The organism is Xanthomonas nasturtii, from assembly GCF_023337365.3.
Lineage (GTDB): Bacteria > Pseudomonadota > Gammaproteobacteria > Xanthomonadales > Xanthomonadaceae > Xanthomonas > Xanthomonas nasturtii.
In genome coordinates this window covers 195,076-219,946 of the sequence record NZ_CP142084.2, presented here as the reverse complement: position 1 = coordinate 219,946, position 24,871 = coordinate 195,076, and the positions used below count along the sequence as shown (strand labels likewise).

19 protein-coding genes are annotated in these 24,871 nt (G+C 65.1%); 10 read left to right on the top strand and 9 right to left on the bottom strand.

What is annotated here, in order from left to right:
* Positions 1 to 15 precede the first annotated feature (15 nt).
* The 3 genes from M3O59_RS00900 (at position 16) to M3O59_RS00890 (ending at position 5,796) form a co-directional block, all read left to right on the top strand.
* Positions 16 to 3,723, top strand: coding sequence for an indolepyruvate ferredoxin oxidoreductase family protein (locus M3O59_RS00900; RefSeq protein WP_116906697.1), 3,708 nt, complete (start codon positions 16 to 18; stop codon positions 3,721 to 3,723).
* Positions 3,724 to 3,868: 145 nt separating this feature from the next.
* On the top strand, positions 3,869 to 4,522 hold the full coding sequence (locus M3O59_RS00895) for a helix-turn-helix transcriptional regulator (RefSeq protein ID WP_116906701.1): 654 nt from the start codon (positions 3,869 to 3,871) through the stop codon (positions 4,520 to 4,522).
* Positions 4,519 to 5,796, top strand: a complete 1,278-nt coding sequence (locus M3O59_RS00890; protein ID WP_116906696.1) for a type II toxin-antitoxin system HipA family toxin — start codon at positions 4,519 to 4,521, stop codon at positions 5,794 to 5,796. The genes M3O59_RS00895 and M3O59_RS00890 overlap by 4 nt, the downstream gene beginning before the upstream one ends.
* Positions 5,797 to 5,854: 58 nt before the next feature.
* Here the strand turns inward: M3O59_RS00890 and egtD are convergent, their stop codons facing one another.
* Positions 5,855 to 6,841 (bottom strand): L-histidine N(alpha)-methyltransferase, encoded by a 987-nt coding sequence (gene egtD, locus M3O59_RS00885; RefSeq protein ID WP_064630510.1) that lies wholly within the window; start codon positions 6,839 to 6,841, stop codon positions 5,855 to 5,857.
* The gene (egtB, locus tag M3O59_RS00880; protein ID WP_147308567.1) at positions 6,838 to 8,127 is read right to left on the bottom strand and encodes an ergothioneine biosynthesis protein EgtB; all 1,290 of its coding nucleotides are present in this window, start codon (positions 8,125 to 8,127) and stop codon (positions 6,838 to 6,840) included. Before egtB ends, egtD begins: the two co-directional genes overlap by 4 nt.
* Positions 8,128 to 8,192: 65 nt before the next feature.
* On the opposite strand from egtB, the gene M3O59_RS00875 reads away from it, so the two are divergent.
* On the top strand, positions 8,193 to 9,374 hold the full coding sequence (locus M3O59_RS00875; RefSeq protein WP_064630515.1) for an aminotransferase class V-fold PLP-dependent enzyme: 1,182 nt from the start codon (positions 8,193 to 8,195) through the stop codon (positions 9,372 to 9,374).
* 144 nt (positions 9,375 to 9,518) lie between these two features.
* Here the strand turns inward: M3O59_RS00875 and M3O59_RS00870 are convergent, their stop codons facing one another.
* The 4 genes from M3O59_RS00870 to M3O59_RS00855 are packed head-to-tail and all read right to left on the bottom strand — an operon-like array spanning position 9,519 to position 13,382.
* Positions 9,519 to 11,009, bottom strand: coding sequence for an ABC transporter permease/substrate-binding protein (locus M3O59_RS00870; protein ID WP_116906695.1), 1,491 nt, complete (start codon positions 11,007 to 11,009; stop codon positions 9,519 to 9,521).
* Entirely contained in the window at positions 11,006 to 11,743 is a 738-nt protein-coding gene (locus M3O59_RS00865) for an ATP-binding cassette domain-containing protein (protein ID WP_116906694.1), read from the bottom strand. Before M3O59_RS00865 ends, M3O59_RS00870 begins: the two co-directional genes overlap by 4 nt.
* Before the next feature lie 48 nt (positions 11,744 to 11,791).
* Positions 11,792 to 12,187, bottom strand: a complete 396-nt coding sequence (locus M3O59_RS00860) for an EF-hand domain-containing protein (RefSeq protein WP_116906693.1) — start codon at positions 12,185 to 12,187, stop codon at positions 11,792 to 11,794.
* Complete coding sequence (locus tag M3O59_RS00855) at positions 12,177 to 13,382, bottom strand: DesA family fatty acid desaturase (protein WP_064630549.1); 1,206 nt, start codon at positions 13,380 to 13,382, stop codon at positions 12,177 to 12,179. The genes M3O59_RS00860 and M3O59_RS00855 overlap by 11 nt, the downstream gene beginning before the upstream one ends.
* A 148-nt stretch (positions 13,383 to 13,530) precedes the next feature.
* Between M3O59_RS00855 and M3O59_RS00850 the strand changes: the two genes are divergently transcribed.
* On the top strand, positions 13,531 to 14,376 hold the full coding sequence (locus M3O59_RS00850; RefSeq protein ID WP_116906692.1) for an ABC transporter ATP-binding protein: 846 nt from the start codon (positions 13,531 to 13,533) through the stop codon (positions 14,374 to 14,376).
* Positions 14,377 to 14,574: 198 nt separating this feature from the next.
* Positions 14,575 to 15,585, top strand: a complete 1,011-nt coding sequence (locus M3O59_RS00845; RefSeq protein ID WP_116906691.1) for a TIGR00266 family protein — start codon at positions 14,575 to 14,577, stop codon at positions 15,583 to 15,585.
* A gap of 401 nt (positions 15,586 to 15,986) precedes the next feature.
* Here M3O59_RS00845 and M3O59_RS00840 read toward each other — a convergent pair whose 3' ends face one another.
* Positions 15,987 to 16,907, bottom strand: a complete 921-nt coding sequence (locus tag M3O59_RS00840; protein WP_249061058.1) for an IS110 family RNA-guided transposase — start codon at positions 16,905 to 16,907, stop codon at positions 15,987 to 15,989.
* A 458-nt stretch (positions 16,908 to 17,365) separates the two neighbouring features.
* Here M3O59_RS00840 and M3O59_RS00835 point away from each other — a divergent pair, with 458 nt between their 5' ends.
* Positions 17,366 to 18,403 (top strand): patatin-like phospholipase family protein, encoded by a 1,038-nt coding sequence (locus M3O59_RS00835; RefSeq protein WP_064630527.1) that lies wholly within the window; start codon positions 17,366 to 17,368, stop codon positions 18,401 to 18,403.
* Between the two features lie 328 nt (positions 18,404 to 18,731).
* Here M3O59_RS00835 and M3O59_RS00830 read toward each other — a convergent pair whose 3' ends face one another.
* Both M3O59_RS00830 and M3O59_RS00825 read right to left on the bottom strand, forming a co-directional pair.
* Positions 18,732 to 20,945, bottom strand: coding sequence for a TonB-dependent siderophore receptor (locus M3O59_RS00830; RefSeq protein WP_116906969.1), 2,214 nt, complete (start codon positions 20,943 to 20,945; stop codon positions 18,732 to 18,734).
* A 293-nt stretch (positions 20,946 to 21,238) separates the two neighbouring features.
* Complete coding sequence (locus M3O59_RS00825) at positions 21,239 to 21,721, bottom strand: Lrp/AsnC family transcriptional regulator (protein WP_116906968.1); 483 nt, start codon at positions 21,719 to 21,721, stop codon at positions 21,239 to 21,241.
* Between the two features lie 127 nt (positions 21,722 to 21,848).
* Between M3O59_RS00825 and phhA the strand changes: the two genes are divergently transcribed.
* From phhA to M3O59_RS00810, 3 genes are all read left to right on the top strand, one after another.
* Complete coding sequence (gene phhA / locus M3O59_RS00820) at positions 21,849 to 22,739, top strand: phenylalanine 4-monooxygenase (RefSeq protein WP_116906967.1); 891 nt, start codon at positions 21,849 to 21,851, stop codon at positions 22,737 to 22,739.
* A gap of 140 nt (positions 22,740 to 22,879) precedes the next feature.
* Complete coding sequence (locus tag M3O59_RS00815) at positions 22,880 to 23,524, top strand: DMP19 family protein (protein ID WP_064630533.1); 645 nt, start codon at positions 22,880 to 22,882, stop codon at positions 23,522 to 23,524.
* 172 nt (positions 23,525 to 23,696) lie between these two features.
* A protein-coding gene (locus tag M3O59_RS00810) for an IS5 family transposase (protein ID WP_116906511.1) occupies positions 23,697 to 24,460 on the top strand; the annotation gives its coding sequence in 2 pieces (ribosomal slippage) (positions 23,697 to 24,012 and positions 24,012 to 24,460; 765 coding nt in all).
* The last annotated feature ends 411 nt before the right edge of the window (positions 24,461 to 24,871 follow it).

Below are 24,871 nucleotides of genomic sequence, written 5' to 3'. Positions count from 1 at the left end.
CTTTCCGGGCACGCCATGACCAGTACCGCTGCACTCTCTTCTCCCGACGCTGCCAACACGCCGGAGCTCGGCCGGGTGGATGCGGACTACACCCTGGACCACAAATACACGCGCACCGATGGGCGCATCTATCTGTCCGGCGTGCAGGCCCTGGTGCGGCTGCCGTTGCTGCAACGCCTGCGCGACGACGCTGCCGGGCTGGACACCGCCGGCTTCATCAGCGGCTACCGCGGCAGCCCCCTGGGCGGGCTGGACCTGGAACTGTGGCGCGCACGCAAGCATCTGGACGCAGCCCGGGTGACCTTCACCCCCGGCCTCAACGAGGACCTGGCCGCCACCATGGTGTGGGGCACCCAGCAGACCAACCTGTTCCCCGGCGCCAAGGTGCAGGGCGTGTACGGCATGTGGTACGGCAAGGGCCCGGGCGTGGATCGCAGCGGCGACGTGTTCAAGCACGGCAATGCCGCCGGCACCTCGCCCTTCGGCGGCGTGCTGGCGCTGGCCGCCGACGACCATGCCTGCCGCAGTTCGACCCTGCCGCACGGCTCGGAAGACGAGTTCGTCAGCGCGATGATGCCGATCCTCAACCCGGCCGGGGTGCAGGACATCCTGGACATGGGTCTGCTCGGTTGGGCGATGAGCCGCTACACCGGGCGCTGGATCGGCTTCAAGACAATTGCCGAAACGGTGGAATCGTCCGCGTCGGTGCAGGTGGATCCATTCGCACGCACGATCGTGCTGCCGGAGGATTTCGCGCTGCCGCCGGGCGGGTTGAGCATCCGCTGGCCAGACCCGCCGGTGGATCAGGAAATGCGTCTGCACCGCTATGCGATCGCCGCGGCGCAGGCCTTCGCACGGGCAAACCGCATCGACAAGGTGGTGCTGGATTCGCCGCACGCGCGGCTGGGCATCGTGACCACCGGCAAGAGCTATCTCGATGTGTTGCAGGCGCTGGAATACCTGGGCCTGGATGCGCAGGCCTGCGCGCAGATCGGCATCCGCGTGTACAAGGTCGGCATGACCTGGCCGCTGGAGCCGGTAGGCATCAGCGCGTTTGCGCGCGGGCTCGAAGACATCGTGGTGGTGGAAGAGAAGAAGGCCTTCATCGAGCGCCAGATGAAGGAGCTGTTCTACAACTGGCCGGCCAGTGCGGGTGCGCGGCCGAGCATCGTCGGCAAGTACGACGAACAGGGGCAATGGATTCTGCCCTCCACCGGCGAGCTGACCCCGGCCACGATCGCGGCGGTGATCGGCAAGCGCATCCAGCACTTGCTGCAGTCGAGCGCGATCACTGCCGATTCGATCGAGCAGCGGCTGCGCTGGATGGAGAGCAAGGAAGCGGAGATGGCCTTGCCGCGCGCGCAGTTCCCGCGCGTGCCGCATTACTGCTCCGGTTGCCCGCACAACACCTCCACGGTGGTGCCGGAAGGCTCGCGCGCGCTGGGCGGCATCGGCTGCCATTACATGGTGACCTGGATGAACCGCTCCACCGACACCTTCACCCACATGGGCGGCGAAGGCGTGACCTGGTCGGGCCAAGCGCCGTTCACCGAGACGCCGCACGTGTTCCAGAACCTGGGCGATGGTACGTATTTCCACAGCGGCTCGCTGGCGATCCGGCAGTCGGTGGCCACCGGCGTCAACATCACCTACAAGATTCTCTACAACGATGCGGTGGCGATGACCGGCGGCCAGCCGGTGGACGGCACGCTCACCGTGCCCGACATCGCGCATCAGCTGCGCGCCGAAGGCATCCACGAGATCGCCATCGTCAGCGACGACATCGGCAAGTGGACACGCCGACGCGACCTGTTTCCTGCCGACGTCGCGTTTCATGATCGTGGCGAGCTGGATGCGGTGCAGCAGCATCTGCGCACCGTCAAGGGCGTGTCGATCCTGATCTTCGACCAGACCTGCGCCACCGAAAAACGCCGCCGCCGCAAGCGCGGCAAGCTGATCGACCCGCCCAAGCGCGTCATGATCAATTCGCTGGTGTGCGAAGGCTGCGGCGATTGCGGCGAAAAGAGTTTCTGCGTGTCGGTGCTGCCGAAGGAGACCGAGTTCGGGCGCAAGCGGCAGATCGATCAGTCCAACTGCAACAAGGATTATTCCTGCGTGTCGGGCTTTTGCCCGAGCTTTGTCACCGTGCATGGCGGTGCGCCGCGCAAGGGCAAAAAACGCGACGCCAGCGCGCTGCTGGACAACTTGCCCGCACCGCCGCAACGCACCTTGCTGCAGCAGCCCTGGAACATCCTGATCACCGGCGTCGGTGGCACCGGGGTGGTCACCATCGGCGCACTGCTGGGCATGGCCGGGCATCTGGAAGGCAAGGGCGCCACCGTGCTGGACCAGACCGGCCTGGCGCAAAAGGGCGGCGCGGTCACCACGCATATCCGCATTGCACGCACCCCCGACGACATCCATGCAGTGCGTATCGCTGCGGGCGAAGCCGACCTGGTGCTGGGCTGCGACATGGTGGTGGTCAACGATTATTGGGCGCTATCCAAGGTGCGCGATGGCCGCACCCAGGTGGTGCTCAACACCTACGAAGCGATGCCGGGCAGCTTCACCACCCAGCCGGACCTGCAATTTCCGGCAGCCGAGATCATCGCTGGCGTGCGCACTGCGCTTGGTGGGCAGGAGCCGTTGTTGCTGGATGCCACGCAACTGGCCACTGCGCTGCTGGGCAATGCCATCGCCAGCAATCTGTTCGTGCTGGGCTATGCCTGGCAGCACGGGCTGGTGCCGTTGTCGCATGCGGCGCTGATGCGCGCGATCGAACTCAATGGCGCGGCCGTGGCGATGAATCAGCAGGCCTTTGCGTGGGGCCGGCTGGCCGCGATCGATCTGCCGGCGGTGCAGCGCGCTGCCGGTCTTGCGCAGGTTGGCACGCCTGCAGCGACACACGGCAACATACCGCAGGCGCGGGGGCCGGGCAGCTGGGAAGATCACGATCTGAGCGGCCAGAGCGCACCGCGCGCGTTGGCGCAAACCGATGGCAGCACGCTGCACGGCGATGTCGACGCACCGACGCATCCACTCGACGATGAGCAGCTTGCGCAATCGCTGGACGAGGCCATCGCGCGCCGCGTGGCGTTTCTCACCGACTACCAGGACGCCGCTTATGCGCAGCGTTACCGCAGCCTGGTCGAGCGCGTCCGCACGCACGAGCTGCAGCGTGTGCCCGGCAGCAGTGCACTCACCGAAGCGGTGGCGCGCTACGCCTTCAAGCTGATGGCCTACAAGGACGAATACGAAGTGGCGCGGCTGTACACGCGTGGCGATTTTCAGCGCCGGTTGCAGCAACAGTTCGAAGGCGACTACACGTTGCGCTTCCACCTGGCGCCGCCCTTGCTGGCAAAAAAAGATGCGCACGGCCATCTGATCAAGCGCGAATACGGGCCGTGGATGTTCACCGCCTTCAAGCTGCTTGCGCGGCTGAAATTCCTGCGTGGCGGCACGCTCGATGTGTTCGGCTATAGCGACGAGCGGCGTGGCGAGCGTCAGCTGATCGTCGATTACGTTGCAACGATGGAAACGCTTCTGGAGCGGCTGGATGCCGATAACGTCGGCCTGGCCGCGCAGATCGCCAGCATCCCGGAACACATTCGCGGCTATGGCCACGTCAAGCATGCGCACCTGCAGGAAGCCAAGGCGCGCGAAGCCGCGCTGCTGCTGCAGTGGCGGAATCCGAAGGCACTGCATGTGGTGCAGGCGGCTTGATGTCGGCGAACGATGACATTTTTCTGTTGTAGTCGATCGGCGACATTTCGTTGGAGATGACTGGCTGCTTCGGCGGGAAACCGTTACGTCGATGTAAGCGATCGACGACATTGCGGCAATGTCGTCGATCGCTTACATTGCATCCATGGATACCGTCCGCACGCCTTCCGATATCGGCAACATCATCCGCGCCAGACGCAAGCACCTGAGCTGGGATCAGGCTCGCCTAGCCAATGAAATCGGCGTGAGCCGGCAATGGGTCGTCGATATCGAGAAAGGCAAGCCGCGCGCGGAGCTTCAATTGATCCTGCGAGCGCTGCACGCACTGGGGCTGGAGTTGATGTTGGGCCCAGACCTCGCTCAGGTTTCGGCGGTGCGCACGCCCGATCGCGAGACCGTAACGCCGATTGATCTCGACGCGATCATTGAACATAACCGGGCCAATCCATCATTGGGAACAGCCTTTTTCAATGCGTTGAACAACAACGTCCTCAAGAATCAATTCTCGCCGTTCGACAGGCTGCAAAACACTGGCGTGCACGGACCATTCCCGACATTGGATGCTCTAAAACAGTCTCCGGCGCAAGCAGCATTAGATGCTCCAATACATTCTCCAGTGCAAGCAGCCTTAGCAAGCTCGAATAGACATAAATCGATTATCGATTCAATCGTAAAAAAAAAATCAGCGAATGAACTCGTGCAGAAACAGTCATCAGTACTTGATAGTCTGAAGATTGGCGAGGCAGCGAAAATATCCAACAGCATTTCGGCCTCCCCTAAAAAGAAGCGCGATCGATGAGACTGATCGCCCTGATTGAAAACCAGGTGATCGGGCATCTGGCGTCCGACCCGCATGGGCATCCACGCTTCACCTATACGCCGGACTGGCGGCAGTCGAAAAGTGCGATACCGCTGTCATTGAACCTTCCCCTCAGCAAGGAAGATCACCCGACCGAGGCAGTCAATGCAGTGCTGTGGGGCCTGCTGCCAGACAACGAAGCCACCTTGCAACGCTGGGCATCCAGGTTCCAGGTTTCGCCGCGCAATCCGCTCGCCCTGTTGTCGCACGTCGGCGAGGATTGCGCTGGTGCGGTGCAGTTCGTCACCGAGGCCCGGCTCCAGGATGTGCTGTCCGGGGCTGGCGATGGCATTGAACCACTCACCGATGGCGAACTGGAGGCACGCTTGCGCAGGCTGCGCCAGGATGTCGGTGCGGCGCGCCAGGTCGATGACGTCGGACAGTTCAGCCTGGCCGGCGCGCAGGCCAAGATCGCATTGCTGCACGACGGCGTGCAATGGGCCATCCCGGCCGGGCGCATCCCCACCACGCATATCCTCAAACCACCGAGCGAGGAATACGACGGGTTCGTCGAAAACGAGTTGTTCTGCCTACGCCTGGCGCACAGCATCGGCCTGCCGACAGCCACCGCCCAGGCGCTGCGCGTTGGCGATGAAACTGCAATTTGCGTCGAGCGCTACGACCGCATCGCCATCGACGGCAGGCTGCTGCGCATCCATCAGGAAGACATCTGCCAAGCGCTGGGCGTGATGCCGCAGCTCAAGTACCAGAGCCAGGGCGGCCCGGGACCGGCTGCGCTGTCGCAGCTGCTGTGGACGCACTCCTCACAGGCACGGCAGGACGTCGAAACCCTGTTCCAGGCGCTGGTCTTCAACCACCTGATCGGCGGTACCGATGCGCACGCTAAGAACTATTCGCTGCTGCTCGGCCAACACCGGCAGGTCCGGCTGGCACCGTTGTACGACATCTCCAGCGCCCTGCCGTATCCGCAACTGCAACAGCGCAAAATCAAGATGGCAATGAAGGTTGGCAGCCACTATCGCTGGTGGGATATTCGTCCAGGCGACTGGCGGCAGCTGGCCGAAACGCTGCGTCTGGACGCGGCTGCCTGCCTCGCATGGATGGCCGTGGCCGCAAGCGATCTGCCGGATCGGGCGCGCGACCTTGCCGTCGTCCTGCAACAGGAAGGCGTCGCGCATCCGGTCCTGGATGCACTGGTGGATGCCATCGCCGCATCGTGCCAACGCATGCGCACACTGTTGCAATCGCACTGATCCGCAGTTGGGACCATACCGCTACGCCGCTCTCGGCCGTGGCAGCAATCCAGTGCGCTTAGAGGGGGCGCAGCAGCCGCAAACCGAACCAGTCTTTCGCATCGTTCCAACCGTGCGTGACTTTCAGCCCGGCAGCGGCCGCGAGTTCGGCGAAGCGTGCGTCGGTGTACTTGTAGCTGTATTCGACCTGCATCGCTTCGCCTTCGGCAAATTCCACATCCTTGCCGCCAACCCGCACGCGCTGCGCGCGCTGGCTGATCAGGAAGGTTTCGATACGGCCGCGTTCGCGCGCGTAAACCGCATGGTGACGGAAGCCGTCCAGATCGAAATCGCTGCCGATCTCGCGGTTGAGCCGCGCCAGCAGGTTTAAGGTGAACTCGGCAGTGACACCGGCCGCATCGTTGTAGGCGGCTTCGATCAGCCCGGCGTCCTTGTCCAGATCGATACCGATCAAGGCGCAGCCGTCGCTGCCCATGGTCTGGCGCATCGCATCCAGCAATTCGATGGCGGCGGTGTCGGTGAAATTACCCAGCGTGGAGCCGGGGAAAAACACCACGTGGCGCCGCGCCGGGCGTTGCGCGTCAGGCAGACGCAGCGGCTTGGTGAAGTCGGTGCAGACCGGCAGCATCTGGATCTGCGGGAATTGCTGGGTCAGCCGCGCCGTGCTTTCCAGCAGTGCGGTGCGCGAGATTTCCAGCGGCGTATAGGCCACCACATCGCGCAGGCCCTGCAGCAGCAGCTCGGTCTTACGTCCGCTGCCGCTGCCGTATTCGACCACATGCACGCCGGCGCCGATCGCCTGCGCGATAGAGGCCATGCTGGCTTCCAGCAGACCCAGTTCGGTGCCGGTGAGGTAGTACTCCGGCTGCTGCGTGATGGCTTCGAACAGCTGCGAGCCACGCGCGTCGTAGAAGTATTTCGACGGCAGCGTCTTGGGCGTTTGCGACAACCCCGCCAATGCATCGGCGGTGATGTCATCCGGCTGCGGGCGCAGGTCGGTCAGTGCGGCGTGCGCGCGTTGCATGGCATGGGCGGCGGCGTTCAAGGCAGATCCTTGGCAAGGCGCACGCCGGCAAATTGCCAACGCGCATCGGATGGGAAAAAGTTGCGGTAACTGGCACGCAGATGATTGGCGGGGCTGGCGCAACTGCCGCCGCGCAGCACCCATTGCGCATTCATGAATTTGCCGTTGTATTCGCCCAGCGAGCCGGGCCACGGCGCAAAGCCGGGATACGGCAGATACGCGCTGCCGGTCCATTCCCAGACATCGCCGAACAGCTGCTGGATGCCGGTGTCCACTGCTTCAGCGCCACGCGGATGCAGCGCATCGGCGTCGACGAAATTGCCCTGCACCGGCACGCCGGTCGCGGCCTGTTCCCACTCGACTTCGGTGGGCAGGCGCGCGCCGGCCCAGCGTGCGAAGGCATCGGCTTCGAACAGGCTCAGATGGCACACCGGTGCATGCGGATCGCGCACGCGCCAGCCATCCAGCGTGAATTCGCGGCCAGTGTCGTCCCAATACATGGGGTGTTGCCAGCCTTGCGCCTGCACCATTGCCCAGCCATCGCTGAGCCAGGCACCTGCGCTGCGGTAACCGCCGGCATCGATGAATTCCTGAAACTCCGCGTTGGTCACCACGCGGTGTGCCAACGCATGCGCGCCGACCAGCACACGGTGGCGCGGCGACTCGTTGTCGTAGGCAAAGGTGTCGGACTGTGGCCATGCCGCGGCACCCATCTCGACGATCTGTTCTTCGCGTGCATGCCAGCGCAGCGTGCTGGCCACCGCCGCGGGCGGCGCAGCTGCGTCACGGTAGGCCGGCTGCAATGGATTGCTCCACAGCGCGTGCTTGATGTCGGTGAGCAGCAGCTCCTGATGTTGCTGCTCGTGCTGGATGCCCAGCTGCACGATGGTGCAGGCCTGCGCGTCGAGCAGGCCCTCGCGCAGGCGCTGCTGCATGTGTGCATCCACCGCGGCGCGGTAATCGCGCACCTGCTGCAACGAGGGACGCGACAGCACCCCACGGCGCGCGCGCGCATGCATCGGGCCGACGCTTTGGTAGTAGCTGTTGAACAGGAAATCCCAGGCCGGGTCGAACACGCGGTATGCCGGGTCGGCCTGCAACACGAAGCGCTCGAAAAACCAGGTGGTATGCGCCAGATGCCATTTGCTCGGGCTCGCATCGGGCATGCTCTGCACCATCGCGTCTTCGGCGCTCAGGGGTGCGGCGAGACGGTCGCTCAGCGCGCGGGTCTGCGCGTAGCGTTCCAGCAGCGTCAACTGCTGTTGCTGGTGGTGGCCCAGCAGAGGGGAGAGTGCAGACATCGCCATATGCTTGGGCAGCGGCCGTGAACGTGCCGTGTCGGCAGCGTGGCAGCCAGCGGTAAGCTGTTTGCATGTCATTGCCTTCTCTGTCCAGCACGCTTCCTGCGCCCCTCGATTGGGCCCAGCGCCATCAGGCATTTGCGCTGCCTGCCGGGGTCACCTATCTGGATGCGGCTTCGCGCGGTCCGTTGCTGCGCGCCGTACAGACGGTGGCGCATCACGCGGTCGATGCGATGGCCGCACCGTGGCGGTTGCCATTCGATACCTGGTTGCAGCAGATCGAGCAGTTGCGCGGGCTCGCCGCCGCGTTGTTCGATGGCGATGCCGATGCGCTGGCGATGGTGCCATCGGCCGCGCATGGCCTGGCCACGGCTGCAGGCAATGTGCCCTTGCAACGCGGCGAGGCGGTGCTGGTGCTGGAAGGGCAATTCCCCTCCAATCTGCTGATCTGGCAGCGGCGCTGCGCGCAGGTGGGTGCGCATCTGCTAGCGGTACCCACACGCGCCGGCAACGGCTTGACCGATGCGGTGCTGCAGACCATTGCCGACACGCCTGCGCTGCGTATCGCGAGCCTGCCGCAGGCGTACTGGCTGGACGGGCGGGTGCTGGATCTGGACCGCATCGGCGCCGCCGTGCATGCGCGCGGGGCAGCGCTGGTGCTGGATCTGAGCCAGAGCCTGGGCGTGTTGACGCCCGATCTACCGCGCTGGCAGCCGGATTTCGTGGTCAGCGTGGGGCATAAATGGTTGCTCGGGCCAACGGGATTGGCCTGGCTGTGGGCAGCACCGCAGTGGCGTGCGCACGGGGTGCCGATCGAGGAACACTGGGTCGGCCGCGATGCTGGCAGCAGCTGGGAATTTCCGATTGCCACCGCGCCGCACTATCGCAGCGGTGCACGCCGCTTCGATGCCGGCGGCGTGACCGATCCGTCGCGGATCGCAATGGCCACGGTGGCATTGCAGCAGATCAATGCGTGGCAGCCGGCGCGCATTGCGGCCGCGTTGGGCGAGTTGACCACGCAATGGGACACAGCCCTGCAGGCGCGCGGCCTGGGCAACTGGTGCACGCCTGGTCACGCACCGCATCTCACCGCGCTGCAGCCACCGGCAGAGACGCTGGACGCAGTGGCGACAACCCTCAACACGCTCGGTGTGATCTGTACCCGGCGGCACGGGCGTCTGCGGATTGCGCCGCATCTAAGCGTCACCGAAGACGCGCTGTCACGGGTGATTGCGGCGCTGCCAGGCGCATGAAGCGGCACGCAGGTGCGTGGAGGAGCAGACCTGGCCGCGCCATGGCGCTATCGGGAATGCCTCATCGCGGCCAGGTCCGCTCCTTACGTATCGATGTGGTCGTGAGCCACATTGATGTAGTCGTAAACAGGGGTGCACAGCCGCTCAACCGCGCTGGCTGATCCGTAACCCACGCGGCGTTGCCCAGCGCTCCAGTCCTTCGAACACGGCCTGCACCAACAGCGCCAGCACGGCGGCGGGAATGGCGCCTTCCAGAATCAGGCCGATGTCGTCCAGGCGGATGCCGGTGAGAATCGGTTGGCCGTAGCCGCCGGCGCCGATCAGCGCGCCCAGCGTGGCGGTGCCCACGTTGATCACCGCAGCGGTCTGGATGCCGGCCACGATCGTGCGGCGGGCCAACGGCAGTTCCACACGCCACAGGCGTGTCCACGTCGGTAATCCGATGGCGTGCGCGGTCTGGCGCAGCTCGCGCGGAATCGAGGTCAGCCCGGCGTGCGTGTTGCGCACGATCGGCAGCAAGCTATACAGAAACAACGCGGCAATTGCCGGCTTGGCGCCGATGCCGAACAGCGGAATCATGAACACGAAGACCGCCAGCGACGGCAGCGTCTGCAGCACGCCCGTCAACGACAACACCACCTGCCCCAGACGGGGACGCCGCGCTGCCAGCACGCCCAGCGGCAGCGCAAGCAGCAACGCGAGACCCAACGAGATACCGACCAACGCCAGATGCGCGCGTGTATGCCGCAGCAAACGCGTCACCCGCGAGTCCGCCTCCGATGCCGCAGTGGCGCCCAACCAGCGCGCGGCAACCGTCGCTTCGGATTGCCGCTCCAGTTTCACCTGCGCATTGAGCCGCTGCATGGTCGCTTCGTCGATGCGTCCCTGCAGCCCCTGCAGTGTGTGCAGCATCGCTGGAGAGCGCTGCGCCAGATCCTTGCGATACAGAAAAATCGCCTGATAGTCCGGGAAATAGTGGCGGTCGTCGCGCAGCACCTGCAGCTGGTAATACGGAATTTCCGCATCGGTGCTGTACAGATCGGTGACCTCGATGGCGCCGCTCTGCAAGGCGCGGTAGGCCAGGTCGTGATCCAGCCCGGTCGCAGCTTGCGGCAATGCGTACGCGCCACGCACCCCCGGCCAGCCATCGGCACGCTGCATGAACTCGTTGCTCAGACCGATCTTGAGCGTGGGATGCCGTGCCAGATCCGATAACGAGCCGATGCCCAGCGCCTGCGCGCGTTCGCGCCGCATACCGAACGCATAGGTGTTCTGGAAGCCCAGCGAATCGGTCATCGCCAGCCCGCGCGCGTCCAGCGCCGCGCGCAGTTCGGCCTGGCTGGCGGTGGGCAGTTGCAGCAGTTCCTGCGCCAGCGTGCCGGTGTATTCGGCATACGCATCGATCTGCCCGGTCTCCAGCGCGCGCCACACGATGCGCGTGCCACCCAGTTGCGCGCGGTGCTGCACATCCACACCGTCGCGCTTGCCGGCGGCGGTGGCGATTTCGCCCAGGATCACCGCTTCGGTGAAGTTCTTCGAGCCAATGGTGAACTGCGCGGCCTGCGCGGCGTGCGCGGCGTGCGCGCCAAGGCTGCAGATCAGCAAGACTGCGGCGATCAGCGCACGCGCCATCATGCGGCATCACCGATGCTGCGCTGCGCGGTGAGAAAGCGCTGGACGAATGCGTCGGCTGGCTGCTCCAGCAGGTCGCGCGCAGTGCCTTGCTGCACAACACGGCCGGCGCGCATCAGCACCAAGGTGTCTGCCAGATACGCGGCTTCGGCAACGTCGTGGGTGACCAGCACCACGGTCTTGCCAAGCTGGGTGAACAGTTCGCGCATCTGCGCCTGCAGGTCGTAACGCACGATCGGGTCGAGCGCGCCCAGTGGCTCGTCCAGCAGCAGGGCCGGTGGATCCAGCATCAAGGCGCGAATCAGCCCCACGCGCTGACGTTGCCCACCGGAGAGTTCGGCCGGGTAGCGTGCCAGCAAGTCGGCCGGCAATTGGCACAACGCGCACAGCGTCTCCAAACGCGCGGCGATGCGCTCACGCGTCCAGCCCACCGTCTGTGCCAGCAAGGTCACGTTGCTGCGTGCGTCCAGATGCGGAAACAACCCGCCCTCCTGGATCACGTAGCCGATGCGTTGGCGCTGCGCCTGCAGGGTGGCGCGCCGCAACGGCGTACCGTCGAAGGCGACCGTGCCGCTGTCGGGCCACTCCAGCCCGACCAGCATGCGCAGCACCGTGGATTTGCCGGCGCCGCTGGGGCCGATCAACGCGGTGGTGATGCCGCCGGCGAAATCCAGCGAGACCGCGTCGAGCGCAATGGCCTGGCCGTAGCGGCGGCTGACCTGATCGAGAGTGAACATGCGGCCGAGCTTGCCGAACGCAACGTCAGACGCGCGCGAAGGCAGGCATCAGCGTGGCGGCGCCAGCAATTCGCGCGCGCTCAGCGTGCCGTCGCCATTGGCATCCTGCCGCGCGAAGCGCTCGATCAAGGTGGCGCGATGCGCCGCGCGGGTGATCGGCTTGCCGCGGCGGCCGGGCAGTTCATCGCCTTGCAACACGCCATCGTGATCGGTATCGCGCTGATCGAAGGCATAGCTCATCCAGGCCAGATACTCGTCGCGGCTCACGCGCCCGTCGCCATCGGTGTCCATGCGCTGCAGATATTGCTGGCTGTCCTGCACCTGGGCCTGCACAGCGGCTGCAGGCAGGCTGGCAAACCATGCGACCAGCGCGCCACGCACAATCACACCACTGGCTGCGCGTGCACGCGGCCCAGCGCGCTTACTGCCGGCATCACGCACCACTCAGCGCATACCCTTTCAGCCGCACTGCGTAGGCCTGCAAGGCAGCGTTACCGCTGGCTTCGGCCTCGTGACACCACTGCTGCAATTGCCTGAGCCGTTCGGAGGCGTCATGGCTGCGCGCTTCCAGCACGGCCGTCAGCCGCGCACGGTACTCGACCAGCGTACGCATGCGCGGGCGTTGCGCCACCCACGCCTGCAATTGCGCACGCGCGTCCGGCTTGAGCCAGCGGCCGTCATCGACCAGACCCTTGCGCAGGCGGCGCGGCAGCAGTTCGCGCAGCTTGGCGCCGGTGGCAGCGGCCTCTTCGCGCAACGCCGGCTTGAGCACATTGCGCTGGTAATCGGTCATCGCCTGGAAGCGGTGCGACAACAGCGCCTTGAGCGTATCGGCATCGGGCACGGCGATATTGGGGCGGATGTCCAGCGATGGCGCCACCCGCAATACCTTGGCAAGGCCCAGCGCCTGCAGGCCGCGAATCGCGACCCAACCGATATCCAGCTCCCAGCGCCGCATCGAAAACCGCGCCGAACTCGGAAACGCGTGATGGTTGTTGTGCAGTTCTTCGCCACCGATCCACAACGCCCACGGGGTGAGGTTGGTGGAAGTGTCGGCCGATTCGAAATTGCGGTAGCCCCACCAGTGGCCCAGGCCATTGACCACGCCGGCGGCCCAGAACGGGATCCACGCCATCTGGATCGCCCACAGTGCGATGCCGGGCAAGCCGAACAGCACCGCGTTGATCACCAGCAAGGCGACCGGGCCGGCGTTGGCATGCGGGGTGTACAGATGCCGTTCGATCCAGTCGGTCGGTGCGCCCTTGCCGTACTGCTCGATATCGGCGCGCTGTGTGCGTGCTTCGCGGTACAGCTCCACGCCGCGCCAGAATACCTGCGAGATGCCCTTGGTCTGCGGGCTGTGCGGGTCTTCCTCGGTCTCGACCTTGGCGTGATGCTTGCGATGGATCGCCACCCATTCGCGGGTAATCATCGAGGTGGTCAACCAGGTCCAGAAGCGGAAGAAATGCGCGATGACCGGATGGAAATCCACACCGCGATGCGCCTGGCTGCGATGCAGGTACAAGGTCACCGCGAAGATGGTGAGCTGGGTAAACACCAGCAGCACCGCCAGCATGCCCCACACGCCCAGCCCCGCGACACCGGAGGTCAGAAAGTCGATGATCGGGTCGGACAACATCGGCATCTCCACAGCAGCGCTTTCGGCTTGATGCAGACATGATGGGGGCGATCGCGGCAAACTTCACCCTTCGGATGCGTAGGGTTGCATCTACATTTCTAAAGCGGTTCAGACCCTCTTCCCCCCCACTGCGCCTGATCTCACCCGTATGACTGTTGCCACCGATATTGCTGCCGATTGCGCCTCTTTTGCGAACGCGTCCCCGCTGATCGAACTCGACCAGGCCAGCGTGATGCGCGGCCAGGTCCGGGTGCTGCATGCGTTGCGTCTGCGCATTGCGCTGGGGCAGCACACCGCCCTGCTGGGTCCCAATGGCTGCGGCAAATCCTCCTTCATCAAATTGATCACGCGCGAGCTGTATCCGCTGGCGCGCGCCGATGGCCTGCCGGCCGTGAAAGTGCTGGGACAAACGCGCTGGCAGGTGGATCGCCTGCGCTCGCAATTGGGCATCGTCACCGGCGATCTGAGCGTCAACCTGGCCGACATGCCGGGGCTGGATGTGGAAAGCGCGGTGCTGTCGGGGTTCTTCGCCAGTTACGTGGTGCCGCCGCATCGCGAGATCGACGACGACATGCGTGCACGTGCACGCGAAGCGCTTGCCCTGGCACAGGCATTGCCGCTGCTGGACCGGCAATTTGCCGAGTTGTCGGCCGGCGAAACACGCCGCGTGCTGATTGCGCGTGCGCTGGTCAACCGCCCGCAGGCGCTGCTGCTGGACGAGCCGTCCACCGGTCTGGACCTGGTGGCGCGCCAGCACCTGCTCGACACGATGCGGCACCTCGCCCGGCAAGGCATCACGCTGGTGCTGGTGACCCATCACATCGAAGAAATCGTGCCGGAGATCGCACGGGTGGTGCTGTTGCGCGCCGGCAAGGTGGTGGCCGACGGCCCGCGCGATACGCTGCTCACCGATGCCAGCCTCTCGGCGGTGTTCGATGGCCCGGTGCGGGTGCAGCGCGATGGCGAGCGTTATTGGGCAACGGTGGGCGACTGAGGGCTACGCCCGCCCGCAGCTCGCGCAGCTGCGTCCTTGCACGCGCTGCCCGACGACGCTCGGCATCGCGACGGCCAAGCGCTCCGGGCGGGCCGCAACCGCGTCGCAACCGCGCTCTCCAGACGTGACCTTGGACACGGGACAGCCCCGCTGCGGTTGCGCTTAGACTCGCCGTACCTACAGACCGGAGTCGTCGCGATGGCCCAGTGGTATTTCCATGTTCCCGGACAGGCCGACCGCATCGGTCCGCTCGACGACGCCAGTGCCCGCGCGCAGGCGCAGCGCCAACCCGACGCGCTGGCCTGGCGCGAGGGGCACGATGGCTGGACCCCGGCCCGTCAGCTCGCCGAGCTGCACGGCGCCAGCAGCGCGCCGCCACCGTTGACCGGCGCGGCCGGGCGCGCCGATGAGATCGACTACCGCATCGTCGGCAACGACATGCAGTTCGTCGAAGTGGAACTGGACCCCGGCGAAAGCGCCATCGCCGAGGCCGGTGCGCTGATGTACAAGGATTCGGCGGTGCAGATGGATACCGTGTTCGGCGACGGCTCGCATGCCGGCCAGAGCGGCGGCGGCGGGCTGATGGGCAAGCTGCTGTCGGCCGGCAAACGCGTGGTCACCGGCGAGAGCATGTTCACCACCGTGTTCACGCATGCCGGCAGCGGCAAGGCCAAGGTGGCGTTCGCCGCGCCTTACCCGGGCACGGTGCTGGCGCTGCGGCTGTCCGAGCATGGCGGCCAGCTGATCTGCCAGAAAGACAGCTTTCTGGCCGGGGCACGTGGCGTGTCGTTGGGCATCGCCTTCCAGCGCAAGATCCTCACCGGCCTGTTCGGCGGCGAGGGTTTCATCATGCAGAAACTCGAAGGCGACGGCTGGGTGTTCGTGCATGCCGGGGGCACGGTTGTCGAACGTGAGCTTGGCCCCGGCGAGCGCATCGACGTGGACACCGGCTGCGTGGTCGCTTATCACGCTGGCGTGGACATGGACGTGCGCCGCGTGGCCGGGTTGAAGAGCATGTTCTTCGGCGGCGAAGGGGTGTTCCTGGCCACCCTCACCGGCCCGGGCAAGGTCTGGCTGCAATCGCTGCCGTTCTCACGCATGGCCGGCCGCATGCTGCAGGCCGCCCCGCAAGCCGGCGGCCAACAACGCGGCGAAGGCTCGGTGCTGGGCGGATTGGGCCGGCTGCTGGATGGGGATAACCGGTTTTGAGTGGGTGATGCGGCGGGTTGGCGTGGTGGTGATTTAGAGAGTGAGGGTGCGGGGCGAAGCAGTCGTCGTGTCACTTCTCAAGGCGCGTGGCGACGCGTTTGTCATTCCAGGCCCTGGCAGGTGCCTAAGGCGTACCCTCATCCGGCGCTACGCGCCCCCTTCTCCCCCATGAGGGGGACAATGTCCCGGCGGCAGAAGGGAATCAAAGCCCCTCTCCCGCGGGAGAGGGGTTGGGGTGAGGGTACGGGGCGAAGCCACATTCTGGTGGGTGGGGAGTGCGAGGCTTCTCCCGTCCCCTCGTCTGGCGCTACGCGCCACCGTCTCCCCCCATGAAGGGGGACAATGTCCCGGCGGCAGAAGGGAATCAAAGCCCCTCTCCTGCGGGAGAGCAACTGTCTTGATCAACTGGCGGCGCTAGCCGCCAGTTGATCTCGCATCTTGGCGTTGAGGATGACCAATAATTTGCGCATCGCCGCCACGAGGGCGACCTTGCCCGCTTTGCCCTGCGTGCGTAGCCGCTGGTAAAACTCGCGCAGGGCCGGGTTGAAGCGCACCGCCACCAGCGCCGCCATGTACAGCACTTGCCGCACGCAGGCGCGTCCTCCCCAGATGCTGCGGGCACCGCGCAACGTGCCGCTGTCGCGTGCCAGCGGCGCCACCCCGACCAGTTTGGCGATCGCCTTGCCGGTGAGACGGCCCAGCTCGGGCAGCTGCGCCGCCAAGGTCGCGACCAGCACCGGGCCGACGCCCTTGACCTGGACCAGCACCTCCAGCTCGGCACGTGCAGCCACCTGTTGGGCGATGCGCGCATCCAACTCCGCCAGCTCTTTTTGCCATTGCCGCACGCCGGCCTGCGCCCGCTTGCGCAGCCACACATCGGTCAGTTGAGACAGCCGCTGGCGCTCCTGCTGCACCGTCGCCAACACCTGCGTGCGGCGCTGCTGGTACTCGCGCAGCTGACGGCGCCAGCCTTCCAGCGGCTGGTAGGGCGTGAGTGATACCACCATCGCCATCTGCGCCAGCACACGCGCATCCAAGGTGTCGGTCTTGGCCAGTTGGCCGATGGCCTTGGCAAAGTCACGCGCTTGGCGAGGGTTCACACGCGCCACCGGCAGGCCGGCCGCATGCAGCGCATCCAACGCTGCCAGTTCGTAGCCGCCCGTGGCTTCCAGTACCACCTGGTGCAGCTCCATGTGTCCCAGCCAGCTGCGCAGCTGGCGCAGACCTGCCGCCGTGTTGGGGAAGCGCCGTTCGCCTTTGCAGCCATGCACATGCACATCCAACCACTGCTTGCTGACATCGATACCTACGCCGTATGCCATGGAAAAACTCCGCTATGCTCGAAGGGTCGAGAGCTCTCCTGGGCTGCCCAGCCTGATCGTTACGAGTGCCAACTCCAGCAACTGTTCGGGCGTTTGCCAGGAGATCCCGGCGTGGCGACCTCGCTCTCCCGCGGTTGTTTAGACCTGTGGGTTATCGGTCGACCACGCCGGCTCTCGACACCTAATCTGGCAGATCGCCAAGAGATAAGGGATTGGGGTGAGGGTACGGGGCCAAGCCACATTCTGTAGGTGGGGAGTGCGAGGCTTCTCCCGTCCCCTCGTCTGGCGCTACGCGCCACCGTCTCCCCCCATGAAGGGGGACAATGTCCCGGTGGGAGAAGGGAATGCAAGGCCTGCAGATGATGCCGTTTTGAACGAGCTCCACCCACGCCAATCACCGCAGCAGCAGTGGCAGCGCGCGTGTATTCTCCCTCGCCTTTCCCATCGACGTTTTCGCCATGACCGCGCCCCGCTGCTCCCGCTCGCTTGCCCTGTTGTCCATGCTCGGTCTGCTTGGCGCCTGCGGGGGCGAGCCGCGTCCGGCGACGCCGGCGCCGGTCGTGCAGGCGCCTTCGGCCGCGGCTCCCAAACCGGTCAAGATCGGTGTCGCGCTCGGTGGCGGTGCGGCCAAGGGCTTTGCGCATATCGGGGTGATCAAGATGCTCGAAGCCAACGGGTTTGCGCCGGTGGTGGTGTCCGGCACCAGTGCCGGCAGCGTGGTGGGCGCGCTGTATGCCAGCGGCATGGATGCGTTCGAAATGCAGGAAAAGGCCGTTGCGCTCGACCAGACCAGCATCCGCGATGTGCGGCTGTTTTCCGGCGGGCTGGTGCAGGGCCAGAAGCTGCAGGACTATGTCAACGAGCAGCTCGGCGGCAAGCCGATCGACAAGTTGCGCAAGCCGTTCGCGGCAGTCGCCACCCGTCTTGAAGATGGCGAACGCACCGTATTCGTGCGCGGCAACGCCGGCCAGGCGGTGCGTGCGTCCAGCAGCATTCCGGGCGTGTTCGAACCGGTGACCATCGGCAAGTACCACTTCGTCGATGGCGGTGTGGTCAGCCCGGTGCCGGTGGATGCGGCGCGCCAGCTGGGTGCCGAATTCGTGGTGGCGGTGGATATTTCCAGCAAGGCCAGCGGCAAGAATCCGGGCGACCTGTTGGGCACGGTGAACCAGTCGATTTCGATCATGGGCCAGCGCCTGGGCGAAGCCGAACTCAAACGCGCCGACGTCGTCATTCGCCCCAAGGTCAACGAGATCGGCTCGGCCGATTTCAATCAACGCGGTGCGGCGATTCTGGAAGGCGAGCGCGCCGCAATGGCGGTGATGCCGCAGATCCGCGCCAGGATCGCGCAGCTGCAGGCCGCGCGCAGCAGCGCCACGCGCAACGCGGCCGATCAGGCTGCAGCGGCAAAGCAACAGGCGTATCAGCGCTGCCTGGAACAGCGTTCGCGCTGGCAGAAATTGCGCGGCAAGGACGAGGAATGCGTGGCCCCGTGATGCGAGTGCCGTGCGTTGCACTCTGGCGGTGTGACAGGCGTGTTGCGCAGGTGGTTGGACGCGGGAATTGTAGAGCCGGGAGGTTAGGCGTTCGCGTTGGGGGTTGCTGCGTTTGACGTCGTGGCGTGTGTCGGGACGGCGTCGCGGCCAAGGCCGCTCCTACAACGGCGTTGTTTCGCTCGGCATCATGCGCATGCCATCAAGCGCCGACAAAAACCAGCGGCGCTTTGCAGAGGCCATTGCCGTAGGAGCGGCCTTGGCCGCGATGCCGCGCCGATAACAACGCCACCGTCCTGGCACCGTTATCGGAACGTGAGTCGCCGCGACATCAATACCGCCAGCGCAACGACACGCTGACAAAGCGCGGTTCGCCGTAGTTCTGGTAATCCAGATTCGCCCAATAGGTTTTATCGAACGCATTGCGCACCGCAAGCGATGCGGTCCACTGGTTACTGATGCGGTAGTTGGCGTTGAAATGCACCAGCGCGTACGGGTTCTGCATCACGGTGACCGGCGTGGTGGCGCCGCTGCCGTCGCCGATGGGGCGTTCGATATTGAAGCCGCGCACCGCGCTCTGCCAGCTGAGGCCACCACCGATGCTCAGGCGGTCCCACGCACCCGGCAGGCGCACCTGGGTGGACAGCTGCAGATAATCCTCCGGCAGATTGGCGTAAATCGCATCGGTCGGCGCGCGCGTGACCTTGACGTGCGTGTAGCCGGCGTTGACCGTCCAGCCCGGCAGAATCTCGCCGTTGAAATCCACTTCCCAACCGCGGCTCTTGGTGCCGTCCACGCCGATGTAGGCCGAGCTGGCGTCCGGCAACGAGGCGTCCGGCTGGGTCATGTCGCGCACGGCGTAGTTGTCCTGCTTGGCCTCGAATACGGCGGCGGTGGCCATCGCATGGCCATCGAACAACTGCGCCTTGATCCCGGCTTCCAGGTTGGACCCTTCCACCGGCGCGAGCAGGTTGTTGTCCTTGTCGCGGTAGTTCTGCGGGTTGAAGATTTCGGTGTAGCTGGCATAGACCGACACGTCCGGCACGATGTCGTACACCAGGCCGACATACGGGGTGACTTCGTCGCTCACTTCATAGCGGCCGCTGGTGCCGGTGTAGCTGCCGCTGGCATCGAAGGCCTGGGTGCGGGTTTCCCATGAGCTCAGGCGTGCGCCGGCGATCAACGACAACGGGTCGGCCAGCCGGAAGCGCGTGGATGCATACACACCGCGCTGTGTGGTGCGTGCGTCGCGGCGCGCGCCGGTGCGGGTGTACGTCACTTCGGACGCGTCGCCATTCCAGTTGCGGATGTTGGGAATGAAATAGCAGCGCTCGGGTGGGCCGAAGGCGTTGGGGCAGCTCGCCCAATCGGTGGGATAGGTCTGCGCCACGCTGTAGGTGGTGGATTGCAGATCCTGCCAGCTGCCGCCGATCACCACGTCGTGCTGGCGGCCGAACAACGCGAACCCGCCGGACAGATACACGTCCACGCTGTCGCGCGTGTCCTGTGTCTCGCCGGCGCCGGTGCGCAGAAACACGCCGCTGCCATCGGCGGCCGGGTAACCGGTGCCGTACACGCGCAGACTCTGCACCGTGCCCTTGGTGTGGGCAGTGTTGACGCGCAGTAGCCAGTCCTGCCCGAAGCGCTGTTCCAGGTTCGCGAAGGCGGTGCTGGTTTCGCGCTGCCAGCGCGTCCATTCCGGCGCCATGTTGGTCGAGCGCGACAGGTTGGCGAAGGAGCCGTCTGCGGCGAAGAACGGCACCGTGCCCCAGGTCGAACCGACCGGGCTGTTGTCCTGGCGCTGGTAGCCCACGGTGAGCGTGGTGCTCTCGGTCAGGTCGCCTTCCAGCACCGCCATGCCGGACATCTTGTTGTCGTGGTAGCGGTCGTAGTAGTAATCGCGGTCCTGCCAGGCGGCCACCACGCGGCTGCGAAAACGCCCGTCTTCGGTCAGCGGTGCGTTGACGTCGGCCTGCATGCGACGGAAATCCCAGGTGCCCGCACTCACCGCAAACGCGGCGTCGAAGTCCTTGCCCGGGCGCTTGCGCAGCAGGTTCACCGTGGCCGAGGGAATGCCCGCGCCGGTGAGCAGGCCATTGGCGCCGCGGATCACTTCGACGCGGTCGTAAAAGACCGTGTCGTACTCCTGATTGGTCGCGCCGCTGTAGGTCGGCAGGCCGTCGACCTGGAAATCGGTGATCTGGAAGCCGCGCGCAAAGTACAGCGGGCGCTGGGTGTCGTAGAACGACACGTTGACGCCAGTCACATTGCGCATCACATCGTCGATGCTGAACAGCGATTCGTCTTCCAGCCGCTGCAGGCCGATCACGCTCACCGACTGCGGCGTTTCCTGCACGGTCAGCGGCAGCCGCGTGGTGGTGGCAGGCTGCGCGCGGCTCACCGTGCCGTTGACGCTGACCTGGTCGAGCGTCTTGGCATTGCTCGCGTCGGCGGCCTCGGCGGCATGTGCAAGGGTGGCCTGGCTCGACAGCGCAAACAGCAGCGCGGCAGACAACAGGCCAAGGGGGGCGATGGCAGCAGACATGAGGCGTTCTCGTCGTTCGCTGCGGACGCAGTGCGTCACGCAACAGGAAAGGCACAGGCACACGCGGGCGTCCACTCGAACCGGCTGGCTGACCCTGCATGGGCTGGCGATGCGACACGAACGACATGGCCGGACGCGGCCAATATGTTATATAAATGTAAATCGTTATCGTTTGCGAGGCAAGCGCGCGGGACATCCATGCGCCGTGAGAATGCAGCTCGCGCTGGTGCAGGCTGCTGCGTCAGGTCATGCGAGCAAGGCGACCGCGCGGGCGTCATCCACGTGCTCGCGCGTCATGCCAGATGCGACAGCGGCAGACCCTCCGGCGCTTTTACCGTGCGCAGCACGAAGCTGGAATTCACGTCCGACACGCCGGTGGCGTTGAGCAGGCGATCGAGCAGAAACCGGGAAAAATGCTCCAGGTCGCGTACCTGCACCTGCAGCAGGTAATCCATGTCGCCGGTCAGCGCCCAGCACGCCACTACCTCGTCCCAGCCGCGCACGCCCTCGGCGAAATGTTCGATATCGGCCTGCCCGTGCTGCTCCAGCTGCACGCGTACGAAAGCCTGCAAGCCAAGCCCCAGCGCACGCGCGTCCAGGCGCGCGCCATAGCCGGCGATGATCCCGGCCGACTCCAGGCGCTGGGTACGTCGCAGGCACGCAGATGCCGACAGATTGACCTGCACGGCCAGCTCCGCATTGCTGCTGCGCCCTTGCGTCTGCAGCAGCGCGAGCAGGCGCAAATCGGTGCGGTCCAAAGCGATGGGCTGATCCATATGTTGCGCAGCAGCAGATGATGACGCACGAATCTTGCGCCAACCCGCTTGCGGCACGCAAGATTCGCAATCCCCTTGCGCAGGCATCCGGCTAAGGTGAGGCCTGATCACCCGGAAATGCCGCTGCATGAACACTGCGCCGCAACGCGTCGAAAACCAGCTCACCGACAAGGGCTATGTGCCGGTCTACACCACCGCGGTGATCGAGCAGCCGTGGGACGGCTACAGCGCCGACGATCACGCCACCTGGGGCACCCTGTACCGCCGCCAGCGCGCCCTGCTGGTGGGCCGCGCCTGCGACGAGTTCCTGCAGGCGCAGGACGCAATGGGCATGGGCGACACCCATATTCCGCGCTTCGACGCGCTCAATCGCGTGCTGGAGACGGCCACCGGCTGGACCCTGGTCGGCGTGCAGGGCCTGTTGCCGGAACTGGATTTTTTCGATCACCTGGCCAACAAGCGCTTCCCGGTGACGTGGTGGATCCGCCGCCCCGAGCAGATCGATTACATCGCCGAACCGGATCTGTTCCATGACCTGTTCGGGCACGTGCCGTTGTTGATGAACCCGCTGTTTGCCGATTTCATGCAGGCCTATGGCCGTGGCGGGGTCAAGGCGCACGGCATCGGCCCGGACGCGCTGCAGAACCTCACCCGGCTGTACTGGTACACGGTGGAATTCGGCCTGATCGACACGCCACAGGGCCTGCGCATCTACGGCGCCGGCATCGTCTCGTCCAAAGGCGAATCGCTGCACTCGCTGGAATCGGCCGCACCCAACCGCATCGTCTTCGACCTGCAACGCATCATGCGCACGCGCTACCGCATCGACAGCTTCCAGAAGACCTATTTCGTCATCGACAGCTTTGCGCAGTTGATGGACGCCACCGCGCCCGATTTCACCCCGATCTACGCCGCTCTTGCCCAGCAGGCGCAGGTGCCGGCCGGCGATGTGCTGCCGGGCGACCGGGCGATCCAGCGCGGCACCGGCGAGGGCTGGAGCCGCGACGGCGACGTGTGAGGCACCAGCTGACATCACGTGCTGCCCGCTGCGGCGGCATGAGGCGACACAGGGTGGGGAAGCTGCGATGTGAGGCACACCGACTCGACACCGCTGCCACTGCGGACTAAGGTCAAACCTCCCCACACCGCCTTCGCTCAATGGACCTGACGCATCTGCGCATCCGGCGCTTGGAGCTGGACGACACCCGCCTGCTGTTCACCCTGGCAAATGGCATCCGCATCGACGAGCCCATCCAGGCGCATCGGTTATTGCTCAAGGCATCGCCGCCGCAGCGCGCGCAGTGGCAACTCACCGAAGACGGCTTCGGGGTGAACTGGCCCGCGATCGCGCCCCCCACACCGGAAGGCCTGCTGCACATGCCCGAGCTGCTGTGGCGCCGGCGCGCCGCGCGTGCGCTGGCAAAGCTGGCCACGTTGCGCGGGCGCCTGGATGCGCTGACGCCGGGCGAACGCGAGCTGGTCGCACTCGCGCGCCTGGATGCGGAAATGAGCGAAAGCGGCTACGCGCGCTACTTCGATCGCTGGGATGCGGCCACCCGCAGCGACGCACTGCGCGGCCTGGCCGCGATGGGTGCGGCGCAGACGCGGCAGGCCATCGAGGGCCTGGGCGCGGTGTTCGAACGGTTGGAAGAAGACCCCAACCTGCTCAGCATCGAGGACATTCTCGATGCCATGAGCGAAGCCGACCGCCAGCGCGTGGATGGCTGGGAAGAGGTCTATTACCGCCGCTCGAGCGAACTGGCGCGCCTGGGGCTGACGCATTACGGGGTGGATAAGGCCTGAGCTGCGGTTCGCTTCGTGGCTTGGATCCGTCGCTTGCGGGGGGCTGCCTTGTCGGGCTGTTGATATGCCGTGGCCTGAGCCTGACGGTGAAAGATCTGTGGCGGACACACGTTTGAAAAAATCAATCTAGAGCCTGTTAACACTAATGATCTGAGCGGTTAAACTATTGCGCATGGAAATCACACCCGCACAATTTTCTCTCATCGAACAGTGTCTGCCGAGGCAGCGCGGCAATGTCGGCATGACCAACCTGCAAGTGGTCAATGCCATCCTTTATGTTGCCGAGCATGGCTGCAAATGGCGCGGCCTGCCCAAGCGCTTTGGCAATTGGCACACGGTGTACACACGCATGAACCGTTGGGCCAAGGCAGGTGTGCTGGACCGGATGTTCGCTGAACTGCAGAAGTCCCAAATCGTGCGCATCAAAATCGAGGCGGTCTCGCTGGACTCCACCAGCATCAAGGTGCATCCGGATGGGACTGGTGCGTTAAAAAAAACGGCCCACAATCTATCGGTAAATCGCGCGGCGGATGGAATACCAAGATTCATATGGTTGCCGCAGATGCTCGAACAGCGATCACGTTCGGATTGACGCCTGGCAACGCCCATGACGCACCTGCGGGCCGCACGTTGCTTGAACACCTTGGGCCTGTGGAGCGACCGATTCATTTGTTGATGGATCGTGCTTACGAAGGCAATGAGACGCGCCAACTAGCGCTTGATCTTGGCTACGTCCCGGTGGTCCCGCCAAAAGCCAATCGGGTCGAGCCCTGGGAGTACGACCGAGAAATGTACAAGCGGCGCAACGAAGTGGAGAGGCTGTTTCGTCGCTTGAAGGGCTACCGCCGGATTTTCTCGCGCTTCGAAAAGCTGGATGTCATGTTCCTCGGATTCTTAAGCTTCATCCTTGTCGTTGATGGACTTCGGATGTGTTAACAGGCCCTAGTTGAACCAGTGGATGGCGCAGGTCGATCTGGTTTTCCAGACGCGAACGAAACAACTCATCGGCAGGTAAGTGCTCGGCAGCGGGACGGCGTGTGCGCATGGGCGAAAACTGCCAGAAACCAGCGCATACATTAACGAAAACTGGCAGTTCCCGCACGCCGAAAACGCGGGGAAAGCCTTGCAATGGATGGGGTGCTGGGGTTTTTCAGGGGCGACTATGTACGGTTTCGAACCTCCCGAGATCCCGTCGCCGTTGGCGGCGGTTCTTGGTTGTTCCAGGAGGGCGTTGCCATGTCTACCGCACCATCCAGGCCGGCATCTGTGTCGGTTAATCTGTTGCCAGCTTCCGCTCGCTACCTTCTGTGGGATGTGGGCGAGGCACGGCGCCGACGCGTCGCACGC

Bases quoted from the DNA above. Each gene is read 5' to 3' on its own strand.
- M3O59_RS00900 (WP_116906697.1), top strand. From the start codon at position 16: ATGACCAGTACCGCTGCACTCTCTTCTCCCGACGCTGCCAACACGCCG.
- M3O59_RS00895 (WP_116906701.1), top strand. From the start codon at position 3,869: ATGGATACCGTCCGCACGCCTTCCGATATCGGCAACATCATCCGCGCC.
- M3O59_RS00890 (WP_116906696.1), top strand. From the start codon at position 4,519: ATGAGACTGATCGCCCTGATTGAAAACCAGGTGATCGGGCATCTGGCG.
- egtB (WP_147308567.1), bottom strand. From the start codon at position 8,127: ATGGCGATGTCTGCACTCTCCCCTCTGCTGGGCCACCACCAGCAACAG.
- M3O59_RS00875 (WP_064630515.1), top strand. From the start codon at position 8,193: ATGTCATTGCCTTCTCTGTCCAGCACGCTTCCTGCGCCCCTCGATTGG.
- M3O59_RS00870 (WP_116906695.1), bottom strand. From the start codon at position 11,009: ATGATGGCGCGTGCGCTGATCGCCGCAGTCTTGCTGATCTGCAGCCTT.
- M3O59_RS00865 (WP_116906694.1), bottom strand. From the start codon at position 11,743: ATGTTCACTCTCGATCAGGTCAGCCGCCGCTACGGCCAGGCCATTGCG.
- M3O59_RS00855 (WP_064630549.1), bottom strand. From the start codon at position 13,382: ATGTTGTCCGACCCGATCATCGACTTTCTGACCTCCGGTGTCGCGGGG.
- M3O59_RS00850 (WP_116906692.1), top strand. From the start codon at position 13,531: ATGACTGTTGCCACCGATATTGCTGCCGATTGCGCCTCTTTTGCGAAC.
- M3O59_RS00845 (WP_116906691.1), top strand. From the start codon at position 14,575: ATGGCCCAGTGGTATTTCCATGTTCCCGGACAGGCCGACCGCATCGGT.
- M3O59_RS00840 (WP_249061058.1), bottom strand. From the start codon at position 16,907: ATGGCATACGGCGTAGGTATCGATGTCAGCAAGCAGTGGTTGGATGTG.
- M3O59_RS00835 (WP_064630527.1), top strand. From the start codon at position 17,366: ATGACCGCGCCCCGCTGCTCCCGCTCGCTTGCCCTGTTGTCCATGCTC.
- M3O59_RS00830 (WP_116906969.1), bottom strand. From the start codon at position 20,945: ATGTCTGCTGCCATCGCCCCCCTTGGCCTGTTGTCTGCCGCGCTGCTG.
- M3O59_RS00825 (WP_116906968.1), bottom strand. From the start codon at position 21,721: ATGGATCAGCCCATCGCTTTGGACCGCACCGATTTGCGCCTGCTCGCG.
- phhA (WP_116906967.1), top strand. From the start codon at position 21,849: ATGAACACTGCGCCGCAACGCGTCGAAAACCAGCTCACCGACAAGGGC.
- M3O59_RS00815 (WP_064630533.1), top strand. From the start codon at position 22,880: ATGGACCTGACGCATCTGCGCATCCGGCGCTTGGAGCTGGACGACACC.